The organism is Ralstonia chuxiongensis (genome assembly GCF_024158925.1).
Lineage (GTDB): Bacteria > Pseudomonadota > Gammaproteobacteria > Burkholderiales > Burkholderiaceae > Ralstonia > Ralstonia chuxiongensis.
This window is the reverse complement of the sequence record NZ_JAMYWC010000002.1, coordinates 106,760-132,712: the sequence shown is the minus strand read 5'-3', so window position 1 is coordinate 132,712 and position 25,953 is coordinate 106,760. Positions and strand designations below refer to the sequence as shown.

Below are 25,953 nucleotides of genomic sequence, written 5' to 3'. Positions count from 1 at the left end.
GCGCGATCAGGCTTGCGGAATCTCGATCTTCACCTCAAGCACTTCCAGGTTGTCCTGGCGCTCGAGATTGACCTTGATGTCGTCGTTGCCGATCTTCACGTACTTCGAAATTACGGCCACCAGTTCGCGTTGCAGCGCGGGCAGGTAGTCGGCAGGCGCACCGCTGGCGGTACGTTCATGGGCGAGGATGATCTGCAGACGTTCCTTGGCGACGGTCGCAGTCTTCTTCTTCTCACCCAGCAGGAAAGACAGAATCGACATGAATGTGCGTCTCCTTATTTACCGCTGCCGCCGAACAGGCGCTGCAGGAAGCCCGGCTTGTTGTATTCGACGTAGCGCAGTTCTTTCTCTTTGCCCAGGAAGCGGTCGATCACGTCGTGGTAGGCGTTTGCCACGTCGGAGCCTTCGATGTGGATGGCGGGCGTGCCCTGGTTGGAGGCCTGCAGCACGGCTTCGGATTCCGGAATCACGCCGATCAGCTTGATGCGCAGGATTTCCTGAATGTCGGTGAGCGACAGCATTTCGCCTTCGGACACGCGCTTCGGGTTGTAGCGCGTGAGCAGCAGGTGCTCCTTGATCGGTTCCTTGCCTTCCACAGCGCGGCGCGACTTGGACGACAGGATGCCGAGGATGCGATCGGAGTCGCGCACCGAAGACACTTCCGGGTTCGTTACCACGATGGCCTCATCGGCAAAATACATCGCCATCAGCGCGCCCGATTCGATACCGGCCGGCGAATCGCAGACGATGTATTCGAAGCCCATTTCCTTCAGGCCTTCGATCACCTTCTCGACGCCTTCACGCGTGAGCGCATCCTTGTCGCGCGTTTGCGAGGCGGGGAGGATGAACAGGTTCTCGCACTTCTTGTCCTTGATGAGGGCCTGGTTCAGGTTGGCCTCACCGTGGATCACGTTGATCAGGTCATACACGACGCGGCGCTCGCAGCCCATGATGAGGTCGAGGTTGCGCAGGCCGACGTCGAAGTCGATGACGGCGGTCTTGTGGCCGCGCAGCGCCAGGCCGGCAGAGAACGCCGCACTGGTGGTCGTCTTGCCGACGCCGCCCTTGCCGGAGGTGACTACGATGATCTTGGTCATGGCTCGTATATCGAAAAGTTAAATCGCTCGGCGCACGGGGTGCGTCACTTCATCCGCAACGGTTCGAAAACCAGCGTGTTGTCCGCGAGCCGGACCTGCGCAGGCTTGCTGGCGTAGGGCTCCGGCCACGGGGTTTCGCCGGTGCGGTAGATGCCGGCGATGGAAATCAGTTGGGGCTCCAGGCACGTGCAGAAGATGCGCGCGTCCAGGTTGCCTTTCACGCCCGCCAGCGCGCGGCCGCGCAGCGAGGCATAGACATAGATGTTGCCCTCGGCGATCACCTCGGCGCCGTCGCTCACCAAGTCGAGCACGACGAGGTCCCCGCGCGCATAGATGCGCTGGCCGGAACGCAGGGGGCGATCGATGATCATCGTGCCGGGCTGCATGGCCATGGCTTCGACGGGGGGAACAGCAGGGGCGGGGGCCGGCGCTTCGGCAGCCTGGGCGTGCTCGGGGGTGTCCTGGCCTTCGCCGTTGTCCTTGGCGTCTTTCTCGCCGCGCGGACGGCGTCCGTGGCTGTCAAGCAGCGGCAGGCCAAAGGCCTGGGCCCACTCGGCCTGCTCCGGGCTGGCAACCACGCCGATCGCGCGGGCGCGCAGCGAGGTCAGCGTCTCCACCAAACGGTCGATGGGCAGGCGCTCGTCTTCGGCCAGCCGGCGCACATCAATGGCGATCACGTCGTTGGAGAAAAACTCCGGCGTGTCGGCAAAGCGTCGCGTGAGTTCGGCGGCCAGGGCGTCCATGTCGGCGGTGCGCGGCGACAGCAGCAGGGCATCGACGGTGCCGCTGCGGATCTCGAACAGCGGCGCTTTCTTCTGGGACATAGAACGGCTACGCGGAAAAATGGGCTCATTCTAACGTTGTTGACGAAACGCCTTGGATTTTTTGGGCCTGCCGCTCCGCCATCCGGCTGAGACCCGCAGCCGGCGCCGTTCTCCACACTGTCGGCGCCACGCGCAAATGTCATGCGATGGTCACAGCATCGTCATGCACGCTTTTGATACTTCTCCGCTTCTGCGCCCCCCGGCCCAGTCTGTTGTCCTTTCGCGTTGCGCAAACGGTTCCGCCGATTCTGCGTGCGCGTCCGCGCGTCATTCGCTTCATCAGCAATTCGCATTTCGCATTCCGCAGTCCGTAGTTCGCATACCAAAAAATAGACTTCAGGGAGAAGTTCATGCGAGTCCGACCGTTGTGTTCGGCGGCGTTGCCGCTTGCTGTGTTCTTGTCGATGTCGTTGGCTGCCTGCGGTGGCGGCGGCGATAGCCCTTCGAACGGTAGCGCCACGCCCGCTGCCAGCGCCGCCCCCGCAGGCACCAAAGCCACGCTGGCCGTGTTGGAAACCACCGACCTGCACACCAACGTGCTGTCGTACGACTATTTCAAGCTCGCGGCCGACAACTCGCTCGGCTTCGAGCGCGTGGCAACGCTCATCAACCAGGCGCGCACGCAATTCCCGAACACGCTGCTGCTGGATAACGGCGACACCATCCAGGGCACCGCGCTGTCGGACTACCAGGCCATGGTGAGCCCGGTCACGTGCGACCAGACGCTGGCGATCTACAAGGTGATGAACGCTGCGAAGTACGACGGCGGCGGTATCGGAAACCACGAGTTCAATTACGGCCTGCCGTATCTGTCGCAGGTAACGGGCAACACGTTCAACGTCGATGGCCTGCCCGATCCGGCCACGCAGAAGAAATGCGCGGGCCCGAACTTCCCGCAAGTGCTTGCCAACGTGATCAGCGCCAAGACGAATGCGCCGCTGTTCCAGCCGTACACGATCATCACCAAGACGGTGACGGCCACTGCGCCGGATGGCAGCACCGTGAGCGCGCCGGTCAAGGTCGGCATCATCAGCTTTACTCCGCCCACGATCACGAGCTGGGACAAGCGCTGGCTCGACGGCAAGGTCTATACCGTCGGCATCAAGGAAACTGCTGCCAAATACATCCCCGAGATGCGCGCGAAGGGCGCCGACCTTGTGGTCGCGATTTCGCACGGCGGTCTGGATAACTCGACGTATTCGCCGACGATGGAAAACGGCAGTTGGTGGCTTTCCACCGTGCCGGGCATCGATGCCATGCTGATCGGCCATTCGCATCAGCTCTTCCCGGATGCCAAGAGCACGGTCAGCCAGTTCAACCTGCCGGGTGTCGACAAGGTGGCCGGCACCGTGAACGGCGTGCCGACGGTGATGGCGAACTACTGGGGCAAGCACCTGGGTGTGATCAAGCTGGGTCTGACGTTCAACGGCACAAACTGGGCTGTCGACAAGACGCAGACCACGGTGGAAGCGCGCTCGATACAGAACGCCGACAAGACGTACGTGGCAGCCGACCCCACTGTTTCCGCAGCCATCGCCACCGAACACCAGGCGACGATCAACTACGTGAAGACGCCGGTGGGCAGCACCGACTTCAACATGAGCACGTACTTTGCCGATGTGGGTGACCCGGGCGCGATCGAGATCGTCAACCAGGCGCAGGCCGATTACGTGTCGGCGTATGTTCAGGCGAACCTGCCGCATTACGCGTCGCTGCCGGTGCTGTCGGTCAGCGCGCCGTTCAAGAGCGGCTTTGGTGGCGGTACGGATTTCACCGATGTAGCGGCTGGTCCGCTGGCGATCAACAACGCGGCTGACCTGTACCTGTATCCGAACACGATCTACGCCGTGAAAGTGGCAGGCTCCGACATCAAGAACTGGCTGGAGACGGCGGCCAAGCGCTTCAACACCATCGACCCGACGCAAGCGACGGTGCAGAAGCTGGTGAGCACGTTCCCGGGCTACAACTTCGATATGTTCACCACGCCGGACCTGACGTATGAGATTGATGTCACGCAGCCCGTGGGCAGCCGCATCAAGAACCTCATGTACAAGGGCGTGGCGCTCGACCCGGCGGCTCAGTTCATCGTCGCGACCAACAACTATCGTGCAAGCGGCGGTGGCAACTTCCCGGGCCTGGACGGCAGCAAGACGATCTATGCGTCGCCGGATGCCAACCGCGACGTGCTGATCAGCTACATCAAGAAGATCGGCAGCGTGAAACGTGCGACGAACGGCTCGCAGCGCAGCTGGCGCTTTACGAAGCTGGCGACGTCGGCGGCAACGGTGGTGTTCCCGTCGGCGGCGGGCAAGCTGACGGTGGCCGGGGCGGCGGGCATCAACAACGTCACGCTGTATCAGGTCGACGACGGCACCAACAAGGGACTGTCGCTGTACCAGATCGATCTGACGCAGTAAGAGGAACACGCCATGCCTTCTCTTCGTTCCGCATGGGTTGGCGCGCCAGCCTTGGAATCTCCGCGCCAGTCGGTGCCGATGCTCACGGTGGCCGCGGCCCTGGCGATCGTCGTGACGGCGGGCGGTTGGCTGTCGCACGCACGCCAGGCGCCCACCGTGGACGCCACGCAGCTGGAATCGTGGCGCGCGATGGTCGTGCAAGCGATGGAGCCCGAGGCGCTGCAGCAGTTGCGTCAACTCGCACGCAGCGGCTCGGTGCCGGCGCAGTCAGCGTTGGGCGAAGCGTTGCTCAGTGCGCACGACAGCGTCTTACGTAACGAAGGGATGCGCTGGCTGGAAACCGCTGCACCGAGCGATGCGCGTGCGCAGCTGTCGCTGGGCAAAGCGCTTCTGCTCGGCACGGGCGGCGTTGAACGAGACTATCCGCGCGCGCTGCGCCTGCTGCGTCAATCCGCTGACAAGGGCGACGCGGCGGCCGCGTATTACCTGGGCGTGATGTATCGCAGCGGCTACGGCACGGCCATCGACACCGCACAGGCTGCGCACTGGTTCGATCGCGCTGCCCGCCACGAGATTCCGGCTGCGATGTTCATGCTGGCCAACGCGTACCGTGAAGGCGATGGTGTGCCGCGCGATGAAGCCCGCGCGCTGGCGTTGTACCAGGACGCCGCCGAGCACGAATTGCCGGAGGCCGTGCAAGCCTTGGCGATGGCGTATCAGAACGGCGAACTGGGTCTCAAGCGCGACGATGCGGCGTATCACCAGCAGTGGATCGAAACAGCACATGCACTGAAGCATCCTGCGCTGGCGCCGTAATACAGCAGTTCCTTTAGTAAAGCCCTCGGGTCTGGGCATGCAAGCGCACCAGGCCTAGCAGGGCATCAATCTGGGGGGTCGGCACGCCCACATGCTGGCCAATCTCTCGCACCGAGGCCACCAGCGCATCAATCTCCAGCGGGCCGCGCCCGGCCTCCGCATCCTGCAGCATCGACGTTTTGAACGCGCCGAGTTGACGCGTGACGGCGCTGCGTTCTTCGCCGCTTTGTTCGATTGGGCAACCGATGCGTGCACCGATTGCTTTGGCCTCTTCCATGACGCCAAGGCAAAAGGCACTGACCAGCGGATCATCGAGGATGCGATCGCACGTCGCGCCCGTGAGCACCGACACCGGGTTCATCGTCATGTTGCCCCAGAGCTTGAACCAGATGTCGCGTTGGATGGCTTCGCTGCGTTCGATCTGCAAACCAGCGCGTTCAAAGAGCGCACCGAGTGCATCCAAGCGCGGTGAGGTGCCGCCCGCCGGTTCACCAAGAATCAATCGCTTGCCAAAACCATGACGCACGTGTCCTGGTGCCGAGGTTGAGCACGTCAAATGCACCACGCAACCAAGCACGTTCTTCGTTGGAATCGCTTGCGCGATGCGTCCGTGTGGATCCACCGACTGAAGGCGCTGGCCTTCCAGCGGTCCGTGTCGATCAAAGAACCACCACGGCACGCCGTTCATCGCTACCACCACGCAGGTCTCTGGGCCGATGAGCGGGGCAATGCCTTGCGCCACGTTTTCCATGGCGGGAGCTTTCACGGCAACGATCACGACGTCCTGCACACCGAACGCATGCGCGTCGTCACCCGCATGCACTGACACAGATCGTGTGTTGCCCTCTTCGGTCAGACGCAGCCCTTCAGCATGCAATGCCTGAAGCGTCGCCCCCCGTGCCAGTACATTGATCGGTTGATCTGCCAGCGCGAGCTTCGCGCCAAGATAGCCGCCGACAGCGCCGGCGCCCACGATGCAAATACGTGTCATGTGATCAGGTTCGGTAGGAAGGATCGATGCGGTCGATGGTGCGGATCAGCGCCGCGAACACGTCTTCACCTGCGCCAAAGTTCGGGTTGAACTGCAGCGAATCGCGCGTGCAGTTGCGTGCCACCGCTTCGGGAATCTCCAGCACCGGGCCCATCGATGTGGAAGCGAGCTGGATCTCGCACGCGCGGTTGAGCAGCCACAACACCGCAAACGCCCGCGCAATCGAATCGCCCCAGGCCAGCAGCCCGTGGTTACGCAAGATCACCGCGGGCTTGTCGCCGATGTTCTTCACCAGGCGCGGCCCTTCATCGGCATGCACGGTGATGCCCTCGAAGTCGTGATACGCCACCTTGCCGTGCAGTTGCGCCGCGTAGAAGTTGCTGATTGACAGACCATCGCGCGCACATGCCACGGCCATGCCGGCGGTGGTGTGGGTGTGCATTACGCAGTGCGCCCCCGGGATGCCGGCATGAATAGCGGCATGCACGGTAAAGCCCGCCGGGTTGACCGGCCAGTCCGGCTGACCCCTCGCACGCTGCACATTGCCCTGCAGGTCGATCTTCACGAGGTTCGACGCGCAAACCTCGGCGTACGTCAGGCCAAACGGGTTGATCAGAAAGTGCGGACCTTCATCGCCGTCCGCACCGTCTTCTGGCTGCAGGCGCAGCGTGATGTGGTTGTAGATGAGCTCAGTCCAGCCGAGCTGCGCAAAGATGCGATAGCACGCCGCCAGCTTCACACGCGCAACCCACTCGCGTGGGCCGCACCAGTCCGGGCGGTGGGCCTGGGTGCCCGACCCGGAATCGGGTGAAAGCGAAAGCACCGTCATGACCTGTCTCCTGATCGCAGGGGCCATGCGCCGGTCGGGTTGCCGGCGCCAAATTTATTCACATGTTAATGAATTTGTGCCGGACGTCAAACCACGTTACATCCGCTGTCTGCTAGGGCAACTGGTTGCGCAGGATCACCAGCCACTGCATGACCGAATTGGTGTACGGATCAAGCTGGTTGGCATCGTTCAACTCGGTAATGCTCATCGACGCGGATTGCTGCACGTTGCCGCCAATCGATTTCACCTCATGGCGCACCGGATCCACCTCGACGACGAGATCGCAGTGCATGGGGGTTCTGCCGGCCTGGATCTCCGCCGGATCCGCCATGAAGCGATCGGCGCCGCGTGCGGTACAGATGAGGTCGCCCGGGCGCGGCACGGCGGGTGTGCGTTCAAGGACGAAGGCGGGATGCTTGAGCAGATGGTCACGCGCGTCAGTCACGTATTCCGCATGCGTGGCGCCGGTCAGGAACTGATCGTTCTGCAAGCCGGCCTTGCGCATGATCCACGAGATGAACACCGCAGACCACGCCCAGCCGCCGGTGGTCAACTGCTGGCACGTCGGTGTCTTGCCAACGATGCCCCAGTAGCGCTTGGCCAGCATGCAACCCCGTGAGGTGGCTTCACCGCCCGTGCCGTCCGGATAGCGCAGGCAAGGCGCAGGGGGCGGTACCGCAGACGTGGCAGCTGCGTTGGGCAACGGCATGTCGGTACCGCTTTCTTCATCGGACGGGGCAGGGGTGGGGTCGTCGGCCGTCAGCCAACGGCCCTGCGGCTGGTCGGGAAACCCACCGCCTGCCACGCAATACGTATCGTCACGCCCCACGCGCACCACCTGGCGCCCCCACCGATCCCATTCGGTCAGGGCAATCTCGATCATCTTCTCGCGCGGCGTGGCACCTGGCCGGGTCTGCACGACTTCGTTGTCAGGCAGCGGTTCGGCTTGCGGACGCGCAGGCGGCGTCGCGCAACCGGCAAACCAGAGGACCGGTGCGATCAGAACGATCGGCAGAGCAATGCGCAGAGCGAGCGAATTGCGCAGGAAAGGGCGGGACATGGAAGAAGGTGAAGGGATGGCCTGACGGGGAGACAGGCCTTCCGACGTGGTACGCCGATGCTGCGGTCGATTCACGCATGCAATGGCATGCCACGTCGTTGGCGCTAACCAGACCGGCTGGTCACGCCGAGGGTTGTCATTGCCTTAGGCGTTGACAGCGTCCTTGAACTTCTGGCCGGCCTTGAACTTGACCGTCTTGGCCGCTTCGACCTTGATTTCTTCGCCGGTACGCGGGTTGCGGGCCATACGCTCGGCACGCTCGCCTTGGCTGAAGGTACCAAAGCCGATGAGGCTGACCGCATCGCCCTTGCCAACGGATTCCATGATGGCTTGCAGCGTCACGTTCAGTGCCTGCTCGGCCTTGGCCTTGGTCAGACCGTCTACGCCGCTGGCGATGGCGTCGATCAGTTCGGTTTTCGTCATTGCTTGACTCCCTTCAAGAGTAGATAAAACACACAACAGAGCGTCCGGGGGATGGCTCCAAGGGCGACATGATACCGGCATGCGAACAGCGTCGGCACGTGAGCTTTGTAACCGCACCTGGTATTCGGGTTCCGTAAACCCGCACGGGGCCTACGTTGCGCGGCGATCCCATCACATCAATGTTGACACTTGATGTTCTGCTTTGCGGTTGGCTTGTCTGCTCGCTGATAGGTTCGACGCAAGTCGATCAGTTGGTTTACCTTTTTCTTATGTATACAGATAGTAGTAGTAGATAACGGTGGATAGTTTCTGTGGATAAGTGGAAAAAGCGCTTTTTTTTCAAGCACTTGCTGCAAGCAAAACCAGAGGTACCGCGTGTGTCTTCGCGTGGATAGCTTTCTGATTGTTTAGACCCCCCGCCTGGCAACCCCGTAACTTGTGCCCACACCGTCGACAGGGCAGCCACAGACAGCCAACAGCCTTTGCCGGTAGTTATCCACAGCTGCAGGCGGAGTTATCCACACTGGCCGGGCAGCATGGGGTTGCGGCACGTGTCGAGAAGCCATGCTTTTGGTGTAGGCTCACGGCTTCGTTGATCGACGTTCTTGTTTCGCTTTCCTGCGCCTTTTCTCCATGACACGCACGTCCGCTGATGCCACGCCGGCTCTGGCTGAGTCCTCGCCCACGCCGGAAGCTCCGGCCAAACTGCGCCGCCGCGATCGCATCGAGGTGCGCGAATCTGGCGTACACGGACGCGGCGTGTATGCCGTGGCGGCCATTGCACGCGGCAAGAAGATCATCGAATACAAGGGCGAGCACATCACGTGGAAAGAGGCACTGCGCCGCCATCCGCACGACCCGTCCGACCCGAATCACACGTTCTACTTCAGCTTGGAAGACGGCAGCGTGATCGACGCCAAGTTTGGCGGCAACCGCGCGCGCTGGATCAACCACGCCTGCAAGCCGAACTGCGAGGCGCGAGAAGAGGATGGCCGCGTGTTCATTCACGCGCTGCGTGACATCGAACCCGGCGAAGAACTGTTCTACGACTACGGCCTCGTCATCGAAGGCCGCCAGACCAAGGCCCTGAAGGAGCAGTTTGCGTGCCGCTGCGGCGCGAAGAAGTGCCGCGGCACAATGCTGGCGCCGCCCGAGAAGAACAAGAAGAAGTAAGCCGAAGGTCGGTCAGTCAGACCGATTCGCTTGCCAGCGGCAGGCGCAACACGAAGCGCATCACGCGGCTGCCATCACGCGCAGTCGCGTCGTCAATGGCGACGGTGCCGCCATGCAGACGCACGATGTCGTGCACGATGGCCAGGCCCAGGCCGCTCCCTTGCGGTTGTCCGGGGCGGTGGTCCGCATCCCCACGGAAGAATCGCTGGAAGACTTCACCGCGCCGCTCGGATGGAATGCCCGGGCCATTGTCTTCCACGCTCACAACACCCCACCACTGGGATGCCGCGTCGGCCTCCATGCCAGCGCGCAAGGTCACGCGTCCGCCGGCCGGCACGTATTTGATGGCGTTGTCGAGCAGGTTGTTAATGGCCTCGCGCAGCAGCACCACGTTGGCCAGCACCGGTGCCCGCAAGGAACCCGGCGACGTGGCTTCCTGCGGCCAGGCCTCAAAGCCCAGATCCAGCCCCCGCGCAAGCGCGCGCGGAACCCATTCGGCGCCGGTATCGAACGCCAGCGCGACGAGATCGACCCGCATCGGCGGGCCCAGCTGATCGAGCGTCATGCCCGATTCGGCACGCGCCAGCGTCAGCAACTGGTTGGACAGACGCACCGCGCGGTTGGCACCCGATTGCAGCTCCAGCAGTGCAGGGCGGGCCTCGTCCAATGTCTTGGCATCGACAGCGCGATCGGCATGCAGCTTCAACGCGGTAAGCGGCGTGCGCAGTTGATGTGCCGCGTCTGCGATGAAGGTGCGCTGCGCTTCCAGTGCGTCGCGCAGCCGGGCCAGCAGCGCGTTCATCGCATTGATAAGCGGTTGCAGTTCGGCGGGCACGTGTTCCGCTGACTCCGCTGGCAGCGGCGTCACCGATCGTGCGCTCTGCTTGTTGAGTGTGTCGGCCAGCGTCTGCAACGGCTGCAATTCTTCCTTGAGCACGAGCGACAGGATCAGCCCCCCGATGGCCAGCAGCACGATCAGCGGAATCGATACCGACAGCAGCACTTCCTTGGCCGCCGTATCGCGGTGGTCCAGCAGCTCCGCCACTTCCACGACGATGCCGTCTTCGGCCTTCATGGTGTCGGGCGGATTGGATGGGTTGAATGCCGGTGCTGTCTGCGCCTGCGTTGGCGCAAGCGCTGGGCGCGTGACGTCGTCTTCAGGTTCGGGCGGCACTGGCTGGCGCGGCGAGCGTGGTTTAGGCGCCTCCGCACTCACGCCCGGAACGAGCAGATGCACGGCGCGCACCTGTTTGCCGTCGATCCAGCTATAGAACACGCGTGCTTCGCCAATGCGCACCTGGCCCGAGCCGTAGCCCAGCGGCGTGTCGCGCCCGACCAGCGTGCCTGTGGGGCCAGAAATGCGCCAGTAGATGCGGTCTTCGCCGCTGTTCTGTACAAGCGTCTGGGCGGTGAGGGCGATGTCGTAGAGCTTGGCCGCCGGCACGTTCGGGCCAGCAATGCGCAACTGTTCGGCCAGCGTGTTGGCCACCCCCACCAATGCGCGATCGAACACCTGGGCGGTGTAGTGCGCCGCCAGCCAATATGACAGCGCGCCGGTACCCACGATCAAACCAAACAGCGGTGTCGCCAGCGCACGCAACAGATGCAGGCGCAGGCTGATGGCACCGTTGCCAGCCCCCTTGGCTGGAGCTGATGAAGCCGACGACGAGGCAGGGCGGTGGCGCTTGAACATGGGCCGGACTACGCCGGGGAGCGTGACTGCAACAGGTAACCGAAGCCGCGCACCGTGACGATCTCCGCCTCGGAATGCTCGATCTTGCGGCGTACGCGGTGCACATAGACTTCGATGGCCGTATCGCCCACCACATCGTGACTCGCCTCGCCGATGGCATGCCCGAAGCTGGCAAGGTGGTCCTGCAACTGCACCTTGCTGACCACCCGGCCCTGGCGCTGCATCAGCAACTCCAGCACCGCAAATTCACGCGGCGAGAGTTCGAGCGGCGCGGCATCGACAAAGATGCGCCGTTCCACGCCGCTCATGCGCAGCCGTCCGACAAGGATGTCAGGGCGTGCGGCGGGTTCGGTCGAATCGTTGCGACGGCGCAGCAGTGCGCCCACGCGGGCCACGAGTTCGAGCATCTCGAACGGCTTGAGCAGGTAATCGTCTGCACCGGCGTTCAGGCCGTTCACCTTGTCGAGCAGGCCGTCGCGCGCCGTCAGGATCAGCACGGGCGTCACACGATCGCGCGCCCGAAACTGCGACAGCAACGTCATGCCATCGATACCGGGCAACCCAAGATCCAGGATCACCAGATCGTGTGTCTGTCTAGCAAGTTGTTCAGTGGCAAAGACGCCGTCGTGCACGACATGCACGCGATGCCCGGCTTGCGTGAGTCCGGCATGGATGCCGCTGGCGATGGCACGGTCGTCTTCAATCAGCAGGATGCGCATTGACTCGATCCAGAGTGCAGGGCGGAAAAGGCAAAAAGGGGCAATCGGCGTGATTTGGCAGCGCTACAATGCGCGGATGACCGATGCCCTGCTCACCATCACCGATCTGGAGGCCGCCATCAATTTCTGGCGCGCCCGTTCACCCGCCGAAGGCGAGGAACTGCGGCTGTGTGCCGAGGCGTCGGCGCTGGCCAAGCCGTATGCGCTGATGATTGTACAAGGCGCCACCCGCATCGCCCCTGAGCAATTGGGCGACAAGGCGCGGGCAGCTTATGAGGCGTGGCGCGCAGCCTCACAGGGCTGAGCGCCAGCATTGCGGTCGTTACTTTGCGCCGGTGGCGCTGGTGCCTTTCGCGGCCTGCTCGATAAAGCGCGCGAGATCTGCATCACGGTGCGTGAGCCCGTTCGCATCATGTGTGGACAAGGTGATGTCCACGCGATTCCACACGTTGAACCACTCCGGATGGTGATTCATCTGCTCGGCCTTGATCGCCACGCGCGTCATGAAACCGAACGCGGCGTTGAAGTCGGCAAAGGTGAAGGTCTTCTGGATGGCGTCTCGCTCGCTCTGTAGCGTCCAGCCGGGCAGTTCGGCAAAGAGGGCTTTGCGTTGGTCTTCGTTCAGGGTCGGCATCATGATGGGGTGCGAAGTTGGATCTTGAATGCGCGCAGTATAGTCAGCGCTCGACTATCTGCTGTCAGATGTCCGCAGTGTCTGCCCAACCTTCACGGTTGCCGACGTTCAGCACCACATCGCCATCCACCACATCGCCTGCGCCAATAGTGGGCAGCGCGGCCAGTTCTTCATACAGCGGCGTGAAGTCGGGGCGCGTGGCATCGAACAACTGTTCGAAGCTGTCGATGGTGAAGTAGGTCTTCTGGAACGTGTCGATGCGATAGCGCGTGCGCATGATGCGGCGCACGTCAAAGCCGATGCGGTTCGGGCTGGCCGAATCCAGCGCGTACACCGATTCGCTCTTGCTCGACACGATGCCTGCACCGTAGATGCGCAGACCAGCCGGCGTGCGGATCAGCCCGAATTCCACCGTGTACCAGTACAGGCGCGCGAGCATGTCGAGCTGGCCCAGCCGCGCGGCCTTCAGGCCACCCTTGCCGTAGGCTTCCATGTAGTCGGCAAAGATCGGGTTAATCAGCAGCGGCACGTGGCCAAAGATGTCGTGAAAGCAATCCGGCTCTTGCAGGTAATCGAGCTGATCGGGGCGGCGCATCCACCAGCTTGCGGGGAAACGGCGGTTGGCCAGGTGATCGAAGAACACTTCGTCGGGCACCAGGCCCGGTACGGCAACGATCTGCCAGCCCGTGGCGCGCATCAGCGTTTCGTTGAGCTGGTCGAATGACGGCACGGCATCGCGGCTCATGCCCAGCGTTGACAGACCTTGCAGGAATTCATCGCATACACGGCCAGGCAACAGCGCTTCCTGGCGGTCGTACAGCGTGCGCCACGTTGCATGATCAGCGGCGGTGTAACGGTGCACCGGCTGCTGCATGGTGAAGTCGGCGCGCAGCGTCTGGCCATCGAGGCCTTCTGCGAATTGCTCGCGCAGTTTGTCGGTCAGGGTGCCGTTGAAGCCGGCCGGAGCGGCGTTTTGGGCTGCGTCGGGGGCGGTGGTTGCGAGGGCCATTTGTAATGTCGATTTTGTGCAATCAGGGTCCGGCCAGTGTATGGGCGCGCCCACGCGGATTGGCCGCAAAACCGCCACCCATTGCGCAGTGTTTGCGGAATTCATGCAGAATTCAACTTATCAACGCAGGAGATGTGCATGATTTCGCTCGATACCTTCGATCTGGCCCTGCTAGCGGCCCTTCAGCGCGATGGGCGTGCGACGCATCAGCAGCTCTCGGAGCAGGTTCACCTGTCGGCCAGCCAAGTCGGGCGGCGTCTGGCACGGCTTGAATCGGAAGGCGTGATCGAGGGCTACCGGGTGGTGCTTTCGCCGACGGGCCTGGGCTTGGGTGTGACGGTGTTTGCCAGCGTCAAGCTGGCGCACCACGGCGACGCCATCGTCGAACGCTTTCATGAAGAGATCAGCCTGCTCGACGCCGTGCAGGAGTGTTATTCCGTGGCCGGCGACGCCGATTACATGCTGCGTGTGGTGGTGCCCGATCTGCCTGCGTTGTCGGAATTTGTCATGCGCAAGCTGATGCGGGTGCCGGGTGTGGATAACGTGCGTTCCAATATCGTTCTGACGGCCTTGAAGCGGGATGGCGCGTTGCCGCTATCCCACCTTGGTGGGTAGACTCGCGCCTTGCGCCAGGGTGCACGGCGTGTCACGCTGCAAGCCGACAACACTTTGCCGATATGAAACGCCTGTCTTGGGCGGGAGACCACGATGGTTGACGGACACACCACGCATCCGGCGCACGCGCCGGCGCATCTGGCAGGCGGCTACGGCATGTCGGCACGGGTTCGCGCGTGGTGGGTGGCCGCTGCAGTGGCAGGCGTCACCTACGGCGGCATGCTGACCATGGTGGCCGTCGAAGTGCCACCCGGCACCCCGCTGGTGGGCCGCATCGTTGCGCAGCCGCTGTGGAAAATGCTGATGGCGTTGCTGCTGGCGCGCGCCGCCTCGCTGCACGACATTCCGCGCGAGCGGCGCTGGCTGATCGGCGCGATGGTGTTCTCTGCACTCGGCGATCTATGGCTTGCGCTGCCGTGGCTGGCGTTCTCGTTCATGGCTGGGCTGGGCTGTTTCTTGCTGGCGCACGTGTGCTACCTGCGGGTGCTGGTGGGGCTGCGCGGGGCGTCGTCGGCCATCCGCATGATTGGCGTCGGCTTGATGATCGGCGTGGCCATCGGCATGTTGCTTTGGTATTGGCCCGGCCTGGGTGAGTTGAAGGGGCCTGTGATCGTCTACATGCTGGTGCTCTCGGCGATGGTGTGCGCGGCATTGCTGGCGCGCCTGCCTGGGCCGCTGACGGCTTGGGGCGCACTCGCCTTTGCGGCTTCCGACGCCATGATCGGCATCAGCGTGTTTGTCTTTCCGTTCACCGACCATGAACTAGCGATCTGGTGGAGCTACGCTGCTGCCCAGCTCCTCATCAGCGCCGGTTTGCTCACGCGCCGCATGCCGCCCGCGCGCCGCGCCGTGGCATAAGGTCCGTCCGACGTTTCTTCCCCTGCGGGAGCCCCATGCTGCAGACCCTCGACGCTGCCACCACGGCGGCCCGCTTGCCGTATGCCGCGTTGGCCGATGCCATCGCCCAAGTGTTGCGCGATGCGCGTGCGGGCCGGGCCCAGGCGCCCGCGCGGCTTGTGATGCCGGTGGCGGACGGCGGCAGTTTGCTGCTGATGCCCGCGTCCAACGCCGACATCGCCGTCACCAAGATGATCACCGTTCACCCGCACAACCCTGCGCAGGGCTTGCCGGCCATTCACGGCGAGGTGGTGGTGATGGACGCTCGCACCGGCGAGCGCCAACTCATGCTGGATGGCCCCACCGTCACCGCACACCGCACAGCGGCTGTGTCGTTGCTGGCGGCGCGCTTGCTGGCGTCTGAGCCGGCCGGGGATCTGCTGCTGATCGGCGCCGGGGCTCAGGCACGCGCGCATCTGGAAGCCTTCCGCTTCGGGCTAGGCACACGACGCGTCACGATCATCGCGCGCACGGCTGCCAGCGCGGATGGGCTGGCTGGGTACGCCCGCGCGCTCGGCATGGACGCCACGGCGCTGGCGGGTGGCGATGCGGCCGGTGTGGCAGACGCTGCCCGTGCGGTGCTGCCGCAAACACCGGTGGTCATCACCGCCACGCCGTCATCGCAGCCAGTGCTGCCGGATCTGGGTGACCCGAGCCACCCTGCCGGCTATGCGTGGGGCGCGCATCACTTCATTGCCGCCGTTGGCGCGTTCCGGCCCGACATGGCCGAGCTGCCGCCGCGCTTGTGTATGCATGCCGCCGCGGCCGATCGGCTGTACGCCGACACCTTGGTCGACCTGGAAGCCGAAGCTGGTGACCTGCTGCAGGCAGGTGTGCCGTGGTCGCGTGTGCGACCGTTACAACAGTGCGTCGATACGCCGCCAGACACGCTCGCGCAGCCCACGCCGGTGTCGCCAGTGGTATTCAAAAGCGTTGGCAATGCCCTGTGGGATCTGGCCGCGTGCGTGCTCGCGCTGTCCAAGTCCAAGCCTGTTTAAAAACTGAGCATGTGCTGAAGACGCCCGCCACCAGCGGGTTTAGCGCACCGCTTGTAACAGGAAACCTCTAGAAAAAGGGTTCTAGCCAAGGCAATCACACGGGATAATGGCCATCCCTTCCGCCTGGGAGGAGACTTAGAACGCACCGCAAACGTATCAACCCGTCTGCATCGGATGCGTCTGACACAGGAGCACATACAGAGATGGCCTATAAAAAAGCACTGGCGGCCGCCGCCGGGATGATCCTCGCCACCGCCGCGCACGCACAGGCTGCCGGCAGCAATATTGTCAGCCTCGGCTGGTTCCGCGTGATGCCGAACAGTTCGAGCGATCCGCTGTTCATCAACAGCGTTGGCGGCGCACCCATCAACCAATCGGTGCCGAACACCGGCGCGAAGATCAAGGAAGCCGATACCGTTGGTCTCGCCTTTACGCACTTCTTCACCGACAACATCGCCGTGGAACTGGTCGGTGGCATTCCGCCGCGCCACAAGATTGAAGGCACGGGCTCGTTCTCCGGCTATGGCGAAATCGGTTCTGCCAAGCAATGGAGCCCGGCCGTGCTGGCCAAGTGGTACTTCTTCAGCGCGGACAGCAAGTTCCGTCCGTATGTCGGCGCCGGCCTGAACTACACGTGGTTCTCCGACGAGAAGATCACCAACAGCGCTTTCCAGAACCAGGTCCTGGGCCGCGGCACGCCAGGCAGCACGAGCAACGTGACGACCGACAGCTCGCTCAACCCGGTGCTGAACGTGGGCGCCACCTATGCCATCACCAAGGATTGGTTCGTTGGCTTGTCAGTGTCCTATCTGCCGCTGAAGACCACGGCCAAGATCGACACCACGCTGATCAACGGCGTGCACATCCAGAGCGAAGCGAAGATCAAGATCAACCCGGTCGTGACCTTCCTGAGCGTCGGCTACCGCTTCTAAGCGGTTTCCGCGCAAACAAAAAGGCGTGCCACAGCGGCACGCCTTTTTTGTTGCCCGTGCCGGGTTCAGGCGAAGGCTTTGACGGGGTAGCCGGCTTGCTCGATGGCGGCCTTGACCGCATCGGTGCTGGCGCCGCTGGTGACGGCCACGGTCTGCTTGTCCAGATCTACCTTCACATTGGCAGCGGCATCGACTTGTTGCACCGCACGCGTGACGGCCGACACGCAATGGCCGCAGCTCATGCCACTCACGGAAAAGGTCGTGGAAGACGTTGTCATGGTTTGCTCCTGAAAGAGGGGAGAGAGAATCACGGGAGGAGTATGAACCTTCCCATCGTTGGAAGCGCAAGCGTAAAATGTGGGCTTGACCTTGCCAAGATGGGAAGGTCTAGGCTGATGCCATCTTCCTTAGAACGGACGCTTCCATGACCGCCGCCAGCCTTGCCGACGTGACCTCCACCGATCTCGATATCAGCGGGATGACGTGTGCTGCCTGTGCAGGCCGTGTCGAACGTGCCTTGCGCGCCGTGCCTGGGGTGACCGAAGCCAGCGTGAATCTCGCGACCGAGCGCGCCCGCGTGCAGGGTGGCGCCGCCAGCGATGCACTGATCGCCGCTGTGACGGGCGCCGGCTATGAGGCGCGCGTCGCTTCCGACGAAACCGCCGCCCCTGCTGCTGCGGAACCCGACTTCTGGGAAGGTGCCGGCCCCGTGTGGATTGCTGCCGCACTGTCCGTGCCGCTCGTATTGCCGATGATTGCCGGCTGGCTCGGCAGTGACTGGATGTTGCCCGCCTGGGCGCAATGGCTGCTGGCGACGCCGGTGCAGTTCGTGATCGGCGCGCGCTTCTACAAGGCGGGCTGGAAGGCGGTACGCGCGGGTGCCGGCAATATGGATCTGCTGGTCGCGCTCGGCACATCGGCGGCGTATGGGCTGTCGCTGTGGCTGTGGGCGCGCGCGGGAGCGGACGGGATGCACCATGAGCCGCACCTGTACTTCGAAAGCGCGGCCGTGGTCATCACGCTGGTGCGGCTTGGCAAGTGGCTGGAAGTGCGTGCCAAGCGCCAGACCGCGCAGGCCATCCGTGCCCTGCAGGCGCTGCGCTCCGATACCGCTCGTGTGCGCGGCGCCGATGGCGCGCTGCGCGATATCCCCGTGGCCCAGGTGCGCGTGGGCGATGTGGTGTCTGTGCGTGCCGGGGAACGCATCCCCGTAGATGCGGTGGTGCTGGAAGGCGCGAGCCACGTCGATGAATCCATGCTGACCGGTGAAAGCCTGCCCGTGCCCAAGCATGAAGGCGACCGCGTGACCGCCGGCGCGATCGCCACCAATGGCGTGCTGCTCGTGCGCACCACGGCGATCGGCGCAGACACCATGCTCTCGCGCATCATCCGCCTCGTCGAAGACGCGCAGGCCGCCAAGCCGCCGATCCAGCAACTGGTCGACCGCGTAAGCGCCATCTTTGTGCCGGCGGTGCTCGTGGCGGCGTTGCTTACGCTGGCTGGTTGGTTTATCGCTGGTGCGGGGTGGGAGACGGCCATCGTCAACGCCGTGGCCGTGCTGGTGATTGCCTGCCCGTGTGCGCTGGGTCTTGCCACGCCGTCCGCCATCATGGCCGGCACCGGTGCGGGTGCACGGCGCGGCATCCTGATTGCCGATGCGCAGGCGCTGGAGCGCGCACAGCAGGTGGATTTCGTCGTCTTCGACAAAACGGGCACGCTTACCGTCGGCCAGCCGCGCGTGACGGCGGTGGAAGCGGCTTCAGGCATTGACGCCGACACGCTGCTCGATCAGCTTGCTGCGCTGCAGGCCGAGAACACGCATCCGCTTGCGCAGGCCACGCGTGAACATGTGAAAGAGCTGGGCCGCGCAATCACGCCCGCACAATCGCCGGAAGTGTTGGCTGGCCGCGGTACGCGCGGCATCGTGAATGGCGCATTGCTGCAACTCGGCAATGCGCGGTGGATGGATGAACTGGGGCTGGATCGAAGTGCATTGCAAGCGCGCGCCGATGCGCTGGAAGCACAAGGCAATACCGTCTCGTGGCTCGCGCAGGGTGATGGAGGCAGCGCGCAACTGCGGGGCCTGATTGCATTTGGCGACGCACTTAAGCCCGGTGCCCGGGACGCCGTGGCCGCCCTGCAGGCGCGTGGCGTGCGCACCGCGCTCGTGACGGGCGACAACGCCGGCGCCGCGCGCAGCGTGGCCCAGGCATTGGGGATCGACGAAGTGGCTGCGCAAGTGCTGCCGCAAGACAAGGCCGCACGCGTGACGGCGTGGCAGCAGAGCGGCCATGTGGTTGCGATGGTGGGCGATGGCATCAACGATGCGCCTGCGCTGGCGGCGGCCGATGTCGGCATCGCCATGGCCACGGGCACGGATGTGGCGATGCAAGCCGCTGGTATCACCCTCATGCGTGGCGAGCCGCGTCTGGTGAGCGACGCGCTGGACCTGTCGCGCCGCACCGTTGCCAAGATTCGGCAGAACCTGTTCTGGGCCTTCATCTATAACGTGGTGGGCATTCCGCTGGCGGCATTCGGCTTGCTGAACCCCACCTTTGCCGGCGCGGCCATGGCGTTCTCCAGCGTGAGCGTGGTCACCAATGCGCTGATGCTGCGCCGCTGGCGCGCCACCGGAGACAACGCATGACTCGCACGGACCTCAACGAGACCCAAGGCCCCGTCAACATTGGCGAGGCCGCGAAGGCCAGTGGCGTGTCGGCCAAGATGATCCGCTATTACGAAAGCATCGGCCTGCTGCCGCCCAGCCCCCGCACCGAAGGCAACTACCGCATGTACGACGCGCGGGCGGTGCACGTGCTGCGCTTTATCCACAGGTCGCGCTCGCTGGGCTTCTCGCTGGAAGAGATTCGCACGCTGCTTTCGCTATGGAACGACCGCGAACGCGCCAGCGCCGATGTGAAGGCCGTTACCCTGCGCCACGTGGCGGATCTCGACGCGCGCATCAGCGAGCTGCAGAGCATGCGCGACACGCTCATGACACTCGCCAATGCGTGCCACGGTGATGATCGCCCCGACTGCCCGATCCTCCAGAGCGTGGCCGGCGAGGGTGGTGACACCGACGCGTGCTGTCACTGACGGGCCGCTCTACTGACACGGATTGCGACAGGCGGCGTCTATGCCACAATCTGGCAACCCAAGGAGGAGACGCCGATGACGCAAGCCCCCGCTCAGGCCATCGCCCATCAAGCACTGGAAACCCGCCAGCGCATGAAGGACGGCACTGAACTGCTGGTCCGCACCTGGTTGCCCGCGCCCGACAGCGGCGAACCTCGCGGCACCGTCATCCTCGTTCACGGCATGGCCGAACACAGCGGCCGCTATCCACATGTGGCCAAGGTGCTCACCGACCTGGGCCTGCGCGTACGGGCCTTCGACCTGCGCGGCCACGGCAAGAGCGGCGGCCCGCGCATGGCGCTCGACGCGCAGGACAACTACCTCACCGATCTCGCGGAAATCATCGACGCCGCCGTCGCCGAATGGCACGAGATGCCGTTCGTGCTTGGACACAGCATGGGCGGACTGATCGTCGCGCGCTTCACCACCGCGCGCATCCGGCCCGTGCGTGGCGTGCTGCTGTCATCGCCCGCGCTGCGCGTGAAATTGCCGCCCGGGGCGGGCATCGTGCGTGGGGTTCTTTCTGCGCTGGCGCCCAAGCTGGCGGTGCCCAATCCGGTGGACCCGGCCAAGCTGTCGCATGACCCGAGTGTTGCGCCCGCCTATCGAGCAGACCCGCTGGTGCAGGGCACGATCAGCGCATCATTGCTGGAGTTCATGCTCAATGCGATCACGCAGGCACAGCAGGACGCGCCGCGCCTGGAAGCGCCGATGCTGCTGATGGCCGGCGGCGCGGATTCGATTGTCGATCCGTCAGGCAGCCGGGATTTCTATGCGAATGCGCCCGAGGATCTGCGGACCTTGGCGTGGTTCGACAAGGGCTATCACGAGATCTTCAACGAAGCAGAGCCGCTGCGTAGTGAGGTGTTTGGGAAGATGACGGAGTGGCTCCGTAGCCGGATTTGAATTTTTTGAAACCCCATCCGTCTTTCATGTGTGGACGGTGTGGTTTCGCTAGCCAAAGCGACGCATGTTTGAAACGGAGCACGTAAGCGCAACTGCTCTTAGTCGCATGGCTTGTCTCCCGAATACGACTCGACGATTTGCCCCGCTAGATTGTCTTGGGCTCTCGCTTGAGCATGCAGCCGGTCACGGGTATTGAGGTACATCGCGTGAACGTCCTTGGTGGCATCCAGCCATGGGCGTCCGAACTCGCTGCGAGCGCAAGCGAAAGAGCGCCATAGTTCTCGTGCAGCGAGCTGAGCCCGTTCTGGGGTTGTGGCTGTCAGCATGAAGTTCTGCTGGGCTTTTGCGTACTGCATCATTGCTGCCCGTTGTGCCGGATTCGGATACGTTTTCTCGATGTAATGCTCGACGTCGTCGCGTATGCCGTTCTTATTGGCGTCGATGCCGGCGATGGAAGCGTCGAAATCCCTCGATTTCACGCCGGGACGGCCGGCTTGATTTTCGACCGTGCCAACCTGTGGGTTCAGTACGGAACTCTTGTTGGCTTGGACGGCGCTGGATGTTGTTGCGCCGGTCACCTGGTTCCGAGCATCGCCCTCGCTTCGGGATGAGAAAGACCACCAAGCAGCGGCAACTGAGCACACGGCAACCGCGGCCACGATTCTTGCCTTCACGTCTCCCCCTTTTGCGGGGCGTTTGGCTCATTGCCCGCGCTGGACGTTTATTTGAATGCGTTTCTGGAACGTAGGAAAACGGGCAAGCGGGTGCAAGTCGGGCGTGCGAAATTTCGCTGAGCATTGGCTTATATCCGGCAAGGCAAGGCTACCGCATCCAGCTTGCCGTGGGCCTCGCCGTGACGTTGTCCCGCAGGCGCAGTGCGGCGTCCGCCAAGATCCCCCCGACTACGAGGAAGAGTGCAAGGACATCGGAGACGTATTCCAGCGAAAGCTGCTTAAGCGCCCCGCATCGCCTTTGGTGACCAGCCTCAACGCTGTACCGAGACGGTGGCAGGCGAATCCGTGCACAATGGCTTTTCGCCGGTGGGATGGAGCCGCAGCCTTAGCAAACCAACAAGGTGGCCGTTCCTGCAAGATGGCGCTTTTCTTTGCTTACGTTTTTTGGCAAAGATATAGAAAGTAAGTTAGCTCGGCAGGACATGAAACGAGGGTTGCACCACAACAATAAAAACCAATAACACCAAGGAAAAGAAGCACGGAGACATGGAAACCTACGACTACATCATCATCGGTGCAGGCTCCGCAGGCTGCGTCCTCGCCAATCGTTTGACCCGCGACCCCGACGTCTCCGTGCTGCTGCTGGAAGCGGGCGGCAAGGACGATTACCACTGGATCCACATCCCCGTCGGCTATCTCTATTGCATCGGCAATCCACGCACCGACTGGCTCTATCGCACCCGCGAAGAACCTGGCCTGAATGGCCGTTCGCTCGGGTATCCGCGCGGCCGCGTGCTGGGGGGGTGCTCGTCGATCAACGGGATGATCTACATGCGCGGTCAGCGCGAGGATTACGACGGCTGGGCCGCCATTACCGGCGACGATTCATGGAAGTGGGATGCCGTGCTGCCACAGTTCAAGGCCAGCGAGAACCATCACGGCGGCGCGAACGCATGGCACGGCGCGAACGGCGAATGGCGGGTCGAGCCGCAACGTCTGCACTGGCAGGTGCTGGAGACTTTCATCGAGGCGGCCGTGCAGGCGGGCATTCCGCGCACGAGCGATTTCAACCGCGGCGACAACTTCGGCGTCGGGTACTTCGAGGTCAACCAGAAACGCGGCATCCGCTGGAACACGGCCAAGGGTTTTCTGCGCCCAGCATCGCAGCGGCCGAACCTGACGATCGTCACGGGTGCGCAAGTGCGGGCGCTGACGTTTGATGGCAAGCGCTGCACCGGCGTGACGTATCGCGGGGCAGGGCAGGACTACACGGTGGCCGCGCGCGAAGAGGTGATTCTTTCGGCTGGCGCGATCAACTCGCCGCAGTTGCTGGAGCTGGCGGGCATCGGCCAGCCGGAGCGTCTGCAAGCGCTTGGCATTCCGGTGCGCCACGCATTGCCGGGGGTGGGAGAAAACCTGCAGGACCATCTGCAACTGCGCAGCGTGGTCAAGGTGAACGGCGTGCCCACGCTCAACACGCGCGCTTCCAAATGGTGGGGCAAAGCGCTCATCGGCATGCAATACGCGTTCAACCAGAGCGGGCCGATGAGCATGGCGCCGTCACAACTGGGCGTGTTCGCGCGCTCGAATCCGCACGTGTCGCGGCCAGATGTGGAGTACCACGTGCAGCCGCTTTCGCTCGACAAGTTTGGCGATCCGCTACACGCGTTCAATGCGTTTACGGCGAGCGTGTGCAACCTGCGGCCGACCTCGCGCGGCACGGTGCATGTCACATCCGCCGACCCGTTTGCTGCGCCGAGCATCGCGCCGAACTACTTGTCCACAGAGGAAGACCGCAAAGTCGCGGCCGATTCGCTGCGGCTCACGCGCCGTATCGTCGCGCAGCCGGCCTTGGCGCAATACCGGCCGGAGGAGTACCTGCCTGGCGTGGCGTTCCAAACTGACGAGGAACTCGCCCGCGCCGCTGGCGAGATTGGCACGACCATCTTCCACCCGGTCGGCACGTGCCGCATGGGGCGCGCCGATGATGCAAACGCGGTGGTCGACGCGCAATTGCGCGTGCGCGGCATCGAGGGGCTGCGGGTGGTCGACGCGTCCGTCATGCCGACGATTACGTCAGGCAATACCAACTCACCGACGATCATGATTGCGGAGAAGGCGAGCGAGATGATTCGTGCCGCGCGCAAGGCCCGTGCACGCGGTGAGGCCGTACCAGCCTGACGCCGGCTCCGATGCCGATGACACGGGCGTGACACACCGCCCGTGTCATATGAATACACAATCCGCATTGCCCCGATAGGTAACTCTACGTAACGCCCTCCTGTGAGGCGGAAAGCCAATACCGGTGCGGGTTTCCGGGGCGTAAGCGGGGTGTAATCGTCTCGGTAAAAACCCCGATGTTTTGCAACGCAACAGCCGTTGACAATCATCCGCACCATAAAAAGGGCGGGAGACAAGAGGGAATCATGGCGCAGGACATCATTCTCGAAACGCGCGGACTGACCAAGGGCTTCAAAGGCTTTACCGCCGTGTCCGACGTCAACTTGCGCGTGCAGCGTGGGTCCATCCATGCGCTCATCGGCCCGAACGGTGCCGGCAAGACGACCTGTTTCAACCTGCTGACCAAATTTCTGGTGCCCACGCGCGGCACGATTCTGTTCAACGGCGCCGATATCACATCGGAAAAGCCGGCACAGATTGCGCGCCGCGGCGTGATCCGCTCGTTTCAGATCTCCGCCGTGTTTCCGCATCTGACGGTGATGGAAAACGTTCGCGTTGGGTTGCAACGGCAGCTCGGTACGGCGTACGCGTTCTGGCGCAGCGAGCAGTCGCTCAACAGGCTGAACGCGCGTGCGATGGAGCTGCTCGAGCAGGTGGGCCTGACGGAGTTCGCGCACACCGTGACGGTGGAGCTGCCTTACGGCCGCAAGCGCGCGCTGGAAATTGCCACCACGCTGGCGATGGAGCCGGAGCTGATGCTGCTCGACGAGCCCACGCAGGGCATGGGCCACGAAGACGTGGACCGTGTGACGGAGCTGATCAAGCGCGTCGCGCAGGGCCGCACGATCCTGATGGTCGAACACAACATGAACGTGGTCTCGTCCATCGCCGACAAGATCACGGTGCTGCAGCGCGGCCAGATCCTGGCCGAAGGCCCGTACGAAGACGTCTCGAAGAACCCGCAGGTGATGGAGGCCTATATGGGCACCGCCGATGCGGCGCTGGAAGGCCATTGAGGCTATTGAGGCCACTGATCGACGCCGATCGATCACGCGACGCGGCTGCGTGCCGCGTATCAAACGTAAGCGAACGCTAGACCCGAACACACGAGAACACTGAATGAGCACGCCCGCGCTCCAGATCAAGGACCTGCACGCCTGGTACGGCGAATCGCACATCCTGCATGGTGTCGACCTGACCGTGAACCGCGGCGAGGTCGTCACGCTGCTCGGCCGCAATGGCGCGGGTCGTACCACCACGCTGCGCGCCATCATGGGCCTGGTGGGCACGCGCAAGGGCTCCATCGTCGTGCATGACGCAAGCGGGGCGGGCGTAGAAACGATCGACCTGCCCACGCACAAGATCGCCCATTGCGGCATTGGCTACTGCCCAGAAGAGCGCGGCATTTTCTCGAGCCTGTCGTGCGAAGAGAACCTGATGCTGCCGCCGGTATTGAAGGGCCAGGTGGCCAAGACCGGCAATGCCGGCATGAGCATCGACGAGATCTACGAGATGTTCCCGAACCTGGCCGAGCGCCGCCAAAGCCAGGGCACGCGCCTGTCGGGGGGCGAGCAGCAGATGCTGGCGGTTGGGCGCATCCTGCGCACCGGCGCGAACCTGTTGCTGCTCGATGAGATTTCCGAAGGGCTGGCCCCGGTGATCGTGCAGGCGCTGGCTCGCATGATCCTGATGCTCAAGAAGCGCGGCTACACGGTGGTGATGGTGGAGCAGAACTTCCGCTTTGCCGCGCCGCTGGCAGACCGCTTTTATGTGATGGAACATGGCCGCATCGTTGAGCGCTTCGAAGCGGCGCAGTTGCAGGACAAGATGCCGGTGCTGCACGAGCTGCTCGGCGTTTAAGGTGTTTTCCCGATCGATTTGCAAGACCCTTGCGCCAGCGTGATCCGCGGCGCGTACGACACAGGAGACA

27 protein-coding genes are annotated in these 25,953 nt (G+C 63.5%); 14 read left to right on the top strand and 13 right to left on the bottom strand.

The features are described 5' to 3' along the window. Positions 1-6: 6 nt before the first annotated feature. The 3 genes from minE to minC are packed head-to-tail and all read right to left on the bottom strand — an operon-like array spanning position 7 to position 1,921. A complete protein-coding gene (minE, locus tag NKG59_RS05235) occupies positions 7-261 on the bottom strand; it encodes a cell division topological specificity factor MinE (protein ID WP_024977189.1) in 255 nt (84 codons plus the stop codon). A gap of 14 nt (positions 262-275) precedes the next feature. Then, on the bottom strand, positions 276-1,097 hold the full coding sequence (gene minD, locus NKG59_RS05230) for a septum site-determining protein MinD (protein WP_012436754.1): 822 nt from the start codon (positions 1,095-1,097) through the stop codon (positions 276-278). Positions 1,098-1,141: 44 nt separating this feature from the next. Continuing rightward, positions 1,142-1,921, bottom strand: coding sequence for a septum site-determining protein MinC (minC, locus tag NKG59_RS05225; RefSeq protein ID WP_045205266.1), 780 nt, complete (start codon positions 1,919-1,921; stop codon positions 1,142-1,144). A gap of 350 nt (positions 1,922-2,271) precedes the next feature. On the opposite strand from minC, the gene NKG59_RS05220 reads away from it, so the two are divergent. Next, positions 2,272-4,338 (top strand): bifunctional 2',3'-cyclic-nucleotide 2'-phosphodiesterase/3'-nucleotidase, encoded by a 2,067-nt coding sequence (locus NKG59_RS05220; protein ID WP_253535775.1) that lies wholly within the window; start codon positions 2,272-2,274, stop codon positions 4,336-4,338. Between the two features lie 12 nt (positions 4,339-4,350). Beyond that, positions 4,351-5,154: a tetratricopeptide repeat protein gene (locus NKG59_RS05215; RefSeq protein ID WP_045205268.1), complete on the top strand. Its 804-nt coding sequence runs from the start codon at positions 4,351-4,353 to the stop codon at positions 5,152-5,154. A 13-nt stretch (positions 5,155-5,167) separates the two neighbouring features. On the opposite strand, the gene NKG59_RS05210 is transcribed toward NKG59_RS05215, so the two are convergent. The 4 genes from NKG59_RS05210 to NKG59_RS05195 all read right to left on the bottom strand — a co-directional run bounded on the left by NKG59_RS05210 (position 5,168) and on the right by NKG59_RS05195 (position 8,457). Then, positions 5,168-6,145, bottom strand: coding sequence for a 2-dehydropantoate 2-reductase (locus NKG59_RS05210; protein ID WP_253535774.1), 978 nt, complete (start codon positions 6,143-6,145; stop codon positions 5,168-5,170). 4 nt (positions 6,146-6,149) lie between these two features. After that, a complete protein-coding gene (locus tag NKG59_RS05205; protein ID WP_045205270.1) occupies positions 6,150-6,974 on the bottom strand; it encodes a class II aldolase/adducin family protein in 825 nt (274 codons plus the stop codon). A gap of 112 nt (positions 6,975-7,086) precedes the next feature. Further along, complete coding sequence (locus tag NKG59_RS05200; protein ID WP_045205271.1) at positions 7,087-8,034, bottom strand: DUF2272 domain-containing protein; 948 nt, start codon at positions 8,032-8,034, stop codon at positions 7,087-7,089. A gap of 144 nt (positions 8,035-8,178) precedes the next feature. Beyond that, complete coding sequence (locus tag NKG59_RS05195) at positions 8,179-8,457, bottom strand: HU family DNA-binding protein (RefSeq protein WP_004628548.1); 279 nt, start codon at positions 8,455-8,457, stop codon at positions 8,179-8,181. Positions 8,458-9,090: 633 nt separating this feature from the next. Here NKG59_RS05195 and NKG59_RS05190 point away from each other — a divergent pair. Next, entirely contained in the window at positions 9,091-9,630 is a 540-nt protein-coding gene (locus tag NKG59_RS05190; protein WP_045205272.1) for an SET domain-containing protein, read from the top strand. A 16-nt stretch (positions 9,631-9,646) separates the two neighbouring features. Here NKG59_RS05190 and NKG59_RS05185 read toward each other — a convergent pair whose 3' ends face one another. Together NKG59_RS05185 and NKG59_RS05180 are read right to left on the bottom strand one after the other, a co-directional pair. Then, complete coding sequence (locus NKG59_RS05185) at positions 9,647-11,323, bottom strand: sensor histidine kinase (protein ID WP_253535773.1); 1,677 nt, start codon at positions 11,321-11,323, stop codon at positions 9,647-9,649. Positions 11,324-11,331: 8 nt separating this feature from the next. Continuing rightward, complete coding sequence (locus NKG59_RS05180; protein WP_253535772.1) at positions 11,332-12,042, bottom strand: response regulator transcription factor; 711 nt, start codon at positions 12,040-12,042, stop codon at positions 11,332-11,334. Positions 12,043-12,118: 76 nt separating this feature from the next. On the opposite strand from NKG59_RS05180, the gene NKG59_RS05175 reads away from it, so the two are divergent. Continuing rightward, the gene (locus tag NKG59_RS05175; protein ID WP_045205351.1) at positions 12,119-12,346 is read left to right on the top strand and encodes a DUF3717 domain-containing protein; all 228 of its coding nucleotides are present in this window, start codon (positions 12,119-12,121) and stop codon (positions 12,344-12,346) included. A gap of 18 nt (positions 12,347-12,364) precedes the next feature. Here NKG59_RS05175 and NKG59_RS05170 read toward each other — a convergent pair whose 3' ends face one another. Next, on the bottom strand, positions 12,365-12,679 hold the full coding sequence (locus tag NKG59_RS05170; protein ID WP_024977199.1) for a 4a-hydroxytetrahydrobiopterin dehydratase: 315 nt from the start codon (positions 12,677-12,679) through the stop codon (positions 12,365-12,367). A gap of 61 nt (positions 12,680-12,740) precedes the next feature. Beyond that, complete coding sequence (phhA, locus tag NKG59_RS05165; protein ID WP_253535771.1) at positions 12,741-13,685, bottom strand: phenylalanine 4-monooxygenase; 945 nt, start codon at positions 13,683-13,685, stop codon at positions 12,741-12,743. 138 nt (positions 13,686-13,823) lie between these two features. Between phhA and NKG59_RS05160 the strand changes: the two genes are divergently transcribed. The 4 genes from NKG59_RS05160 (at position 13,824) to NKG59_RS05145 (ending at position 17,127) form a co-directional block, all read left to right on the top strand. Next, the gene (locus NKG59_RS05160) at positions 13,824-14,300 is read left to right on the top strand and encodes an Lrp/AsnC family transcriptional regulator (RefSeq protein ID WP_004628561.1); all 477 of its coding nucleotides are present in this window, start codon (positions 13,824-13,826) and stop codon (positions 14,298-14,300) included. Between the two features lie 93 nt (positions 14,301-14,393). Continuing rightward, a complete protein-coding gene (locus tag NKG59_RS05155) occupies positions 14,394-15,158 on the top strand; it encodes a lysoplasmalogenase (protein WP_253535770.1) in 765 nt (254 codons plus the stop codon). Between the two features lie 35 nt (positions 15,159-15,193). Further along, positions 15,194-16,195, top strand: a complete 1,002-nt coding sequence (locus tag NKG59_RS05150) for a delta(1)-pyrroline-2-carboxylate reductase family protein (RefSeq protein WP_253535769.1) — start codon at positions 15,194-15,196, stop codon at positions 16,193-16,195. A 203-nt stretch (positions 16,196-16,398) separates the two neighbouring features. Beyond that, positions 16,399-17,127, top strand: a complete 729-nt coding sequence (locus NKG59_RS05145) for an OmpW/AlkL family protein (protein WP_045205278.1) — start codon at positions 16,399-16,401, stop codon at positions 17,125-17,127. A 65-nt stretch (positions 17,128-17,192) separates the two neighbouring features. On the opposite strand, the gene NKG59_RS05140 is transcribed toward NKG59_RS05145, so the two are convergent. Beyond that, complete coding sequence (locus NKG59_RS05140; RefSeq protein ID WP_253535768.1) at positions 17,193-17,405, bottom strand: cation transporter; 213 nt, start codon at positions 17,403-17,405, stop codon at positions 17,193-17,195. A gap of 146 nt (positions 17,406-17,551) precedes the next feature. On the opposite strand from NKG59_RS05140, the gene NKG59_RS05135 reads away from it, so the two are divergent. The 3 genes from NKG59_RS05135 to NKG59_RS05125 all read left to right on the top strand — a co-directional run bounded on the left by NKG59_RS05135 (position 17,552) and on the right by NKG59_RS05125 (position 21,168). Next, the gene (locus NKG59_RS05135) at positions 17,552-19,774 is read left to right on the top strand and encodes a heavy metal translocating P-type ATPase (RefSeq protein WP_253535767.1); all 2,223 of its coding nucleotides are present in this window, start codon (positions 17,552-17,554) and stop codon (positions 19,772-19,774) included. Further along, positions 19,771-20,223: a Cu(I)-responsive transcriptional regulator gene (gene cueR / locus NKG59_RS05130; RefSeq protein WP_253535766.1), complete on the top strand. Its 453-nt coding sequence runs from the start codon at positions 19,771-19,773 to the stop codon at positions 20,221-20,223. The genes NKG59_RS05135 and cueR overlap by 4 nt, the downstream gene beginning before the upstream one ends. A gap of 75 nt (positions 20,224-20,298) precedes the next feature. After that, the gene (locus tag NKG59_RS05125) at positions 20,299-21,168 is read left to right on the top strand and encodes an alpha/beta hydrolase (protein WP_253535765.1); all 870 of its coding nucleotides are present in this window, start codon (positions 20,299-20,301) and stop codon (positions 21,166-21,168) included. A 98-nt stretch (positions 21,169-21,266) separates the two neighbouring features. Here the strand turns inward: NKG59_RS05125 and NKG59_RS05120 are convergent, their stop codons facing one another. Next, positions 21,267-21,827, bottom strand: a complete 561-nt coding sequence (locus tag NKG59_RS05120; protein WP_253535764.1) for a hypothetical protein — start codon at positions 21,825-21,827, stop codon at positions 21,267-21,269. Between the two features lie 561 nt (positions 21,828-22,388). Between NKG59_RS05120 and NKG59_RS05115 the strand changes: the two genes are divergently transcribed. The 3 genes from NKG59_RS05115 to NKG59_RS05105 all read left to right on the top strand — a co-directional run bounded on the left by NKG59_RS05115 (position 22,389) and on the right by NKG59_RS05105 (position 25,883). Beyond that, complete coding sequence (locus NKG59_RS05115; protein WP_253535763.1) at positions 22,389-24,023, top strand: GMC family oxidoreductase; 1,635 nt, start codon at positions 22,389-22,391, stop codon at positions 24,021-24,023. A gap of 245 nt (positions 24,024-24,268) precedes the next feature. Beyond that, positions 24,269-25,039: an ABC transporter ATP-binding protein gene (locus tag NKG59_RS05110; RefSeq protein WP_045205284.1), complete on the top strand. Its 771-nt coding sequence runs from the start codon at positions 24,269-24,271 to the stop codon at positions 25,037-25,039. Positions 25,040-25,142: 103 nt separating this feature from the next. Beyond that, positions 25,143-25,883, top strand: a complete 741-nt coding sequence (locus NKG59_RS05105) for an ABC transporter ATP-binding protein (RefSeq protein ID WP_045205285.1) — start codon at positions 25,143-25,145, stop codon at positions 25,881-25,883. Positions 25,884-25,953 lie beyond the last annotated feature (70 nt).

Bases quoted from the DNA above. Each gene is read 5' to 3' on its own strand.
- NKG59_RS05180 (WP_253535772.1), bottom strand. From the start codon at position 12,042: ATGCGCATCCTGCTGATTGAAGACGACCGTGCCATCGCCAGCGGCATC.
- NKG59_RS05135 (WP_253535767.1), top strand. From the start codon at position 17,552: ATGACCGCCGCCAGCCTTGCCGACGTGACCTCCACCGATCTCGATATC.
- minC (WP_045205266.1), bottom strand. From the start codon at position 1,921: ATGTCCCAGAAGAAAGCGCCGCTGTTCGAGATCCGCAGCGGCACCGTC.
- NKG59_RS05210 (WP_253535774.1), bottom strand. From the start codon at position 6,145: ATGACACGTATTTGCATCGTGGGCGCCGGCGCTGTCGGCGGCTATCTT.
- cueR (WP_253535766.1), top strand. From the start codon at position 19,771: ATGACTCGCACGGACCTCAACGAGACCCAAGGCCCCGTCAACATTGGC.
- NKG59_RS05160 (WP_004628561.1), top strand. From the start codon at position 13,824: ATGATTTCGCTCGATACCTTCGATCTGGCCCTGCTAGCGGCCCTTCAG.
- NKG59_RS05215 (WP_045205268.1), top strand. From the start codon at position 4,351: ATGCCTTCTCTTCGTTCCGCATGGGTTGGCGCGCCAGCCTTGGAATCT.
- NKG59_RS05205 (WP_045205270.1), bottom strand. From the start codon at position 6,974: ATGACGGTGCTTTCGCTTTCACCCGATTCCGGGTCGGGCACCCAGGCC.
- NKG59_RS05125 (WP_253535765.1), top strand. From the start codon at position 20,299: ATGACGCAAGCCCCCGCTCAGGCCATCGCCCATCAAGCACTGGAAACC.
- NKG59_RS05140 (WP_253535768.1), bottom strand. From the start codon at position 17,405: ATGACAACGTCTTCCACGACCTTTTCCGTGAGTGGCATGAGCTGCGGC.
- NKG59_RS05155 (WP_253535770.1), top strand. From the start codon at position 14,394: ATGGTTGACGGACACACCACGCATCCGGCGCACGCGCCGGCGCATCTG.
- NKG59_RS05190 (WP_045205272.1), top strand. From the start codon at position 9,091: ATGACACGCACGTCCGCTGATGCCACGCCGGCTCTGGCTGAGTCCTCG.
- NKG59_RS05195 (WP_004628548.1), bottom strand. From the start codon at position 8,457: ATGACGAAAACCGAACTGATCGACGCCATCGCCAGCGGCGTAGACGGT.
- NKG59_RS05175 (WP_045205351.1), top strand. From the start codon at position 12,119: ATGACCGATGCCCTGCTCACCATCACCGATCTGGAGGCCGCCATCAAT.
- NKG59_RS05170 (WP_024977199.1), bottom strand. From the start codon at position 12,679: ATGATGCCGACCCTGAACGAAGACCAACGCAAAGCCCTCTTTGCCGAA.
- phhA (WP_253535771.1), bottom strand. From the start codon at position 13,685: ATGGCCCTCGCAACCACCGCCCCCGACGCAGCCCAAAACGCCGCTCCG.
- minE (WP_024977189.1), bottom strand. From the start codon at position 261: ATGTCGATTCTGTCTTTCCTGCTGGGTGAGAAGAAGAAGACTGCGACC.
- NKG59_RS05150 (WP_253535769.1), top strand. From the start codon at position 15,194: ATGCTGCAGACCCTCGACGCTGCCACCACGGCGGCCCGCTTGCCGTAT.
- NKG59_RS05115 (WP_253535763.1), top strand. From the start codon at position 22,389: ATGGAAACCTACGACTACATCATCATCGGTGCAGGCTCCGCAGGCTGC.
- NKG59_RS05220 (WP_253535775.1), top strand. From the start codon at position 2,272: ATGCGAGTCCGACCGTTGTGTTCGGCGGCGTTGCCGCTTGCTGTGTTC.
- NKG59_RS05200 (WP_045205271.1), bottom strand. From the start codon at position 8,034: ATGTCCCGCCCTTTCCTGCGCAATTCGCTCGCTCTGCGCATTGCTCTG.
- NKG59_RS05110 (WP_045205284.1), top strand. From the start codon at position 24,269: ATGGCGCAGGACATCATTCTCGAAACGCGCGGACTGACCAAGGGCTTC.
- NKG59_RS05105 (WP_045205285.1), top strand. From the start codon at position 25,143: ATGAGCACGCCCGCGCTCCAGATCAAGGACCTGCACGCCTGGTACGGC.
- minD (WP_012436754.1), bottom strand. From the start codon at position 1,097: ATGACCAAGATCATCGTAGTCACCTCCGGCAAGGGCGGCGTCGGCAAG.
- NKG59_RS05185 (WP_253535773.1), bottom strand. From the start codon at position 11,323: ATGTTCAAGCGCCACCGCCCTGCCTCGTCGTCGGCTTCATCAGCTCCA.
- NKG59_RS05145 (WP_045205278.1), top strand. From the start codon at position 16,399: ATGGCCTATAAAAAAGCACTGGCGGCCGCCGCCGGGATGATCCTCGCC.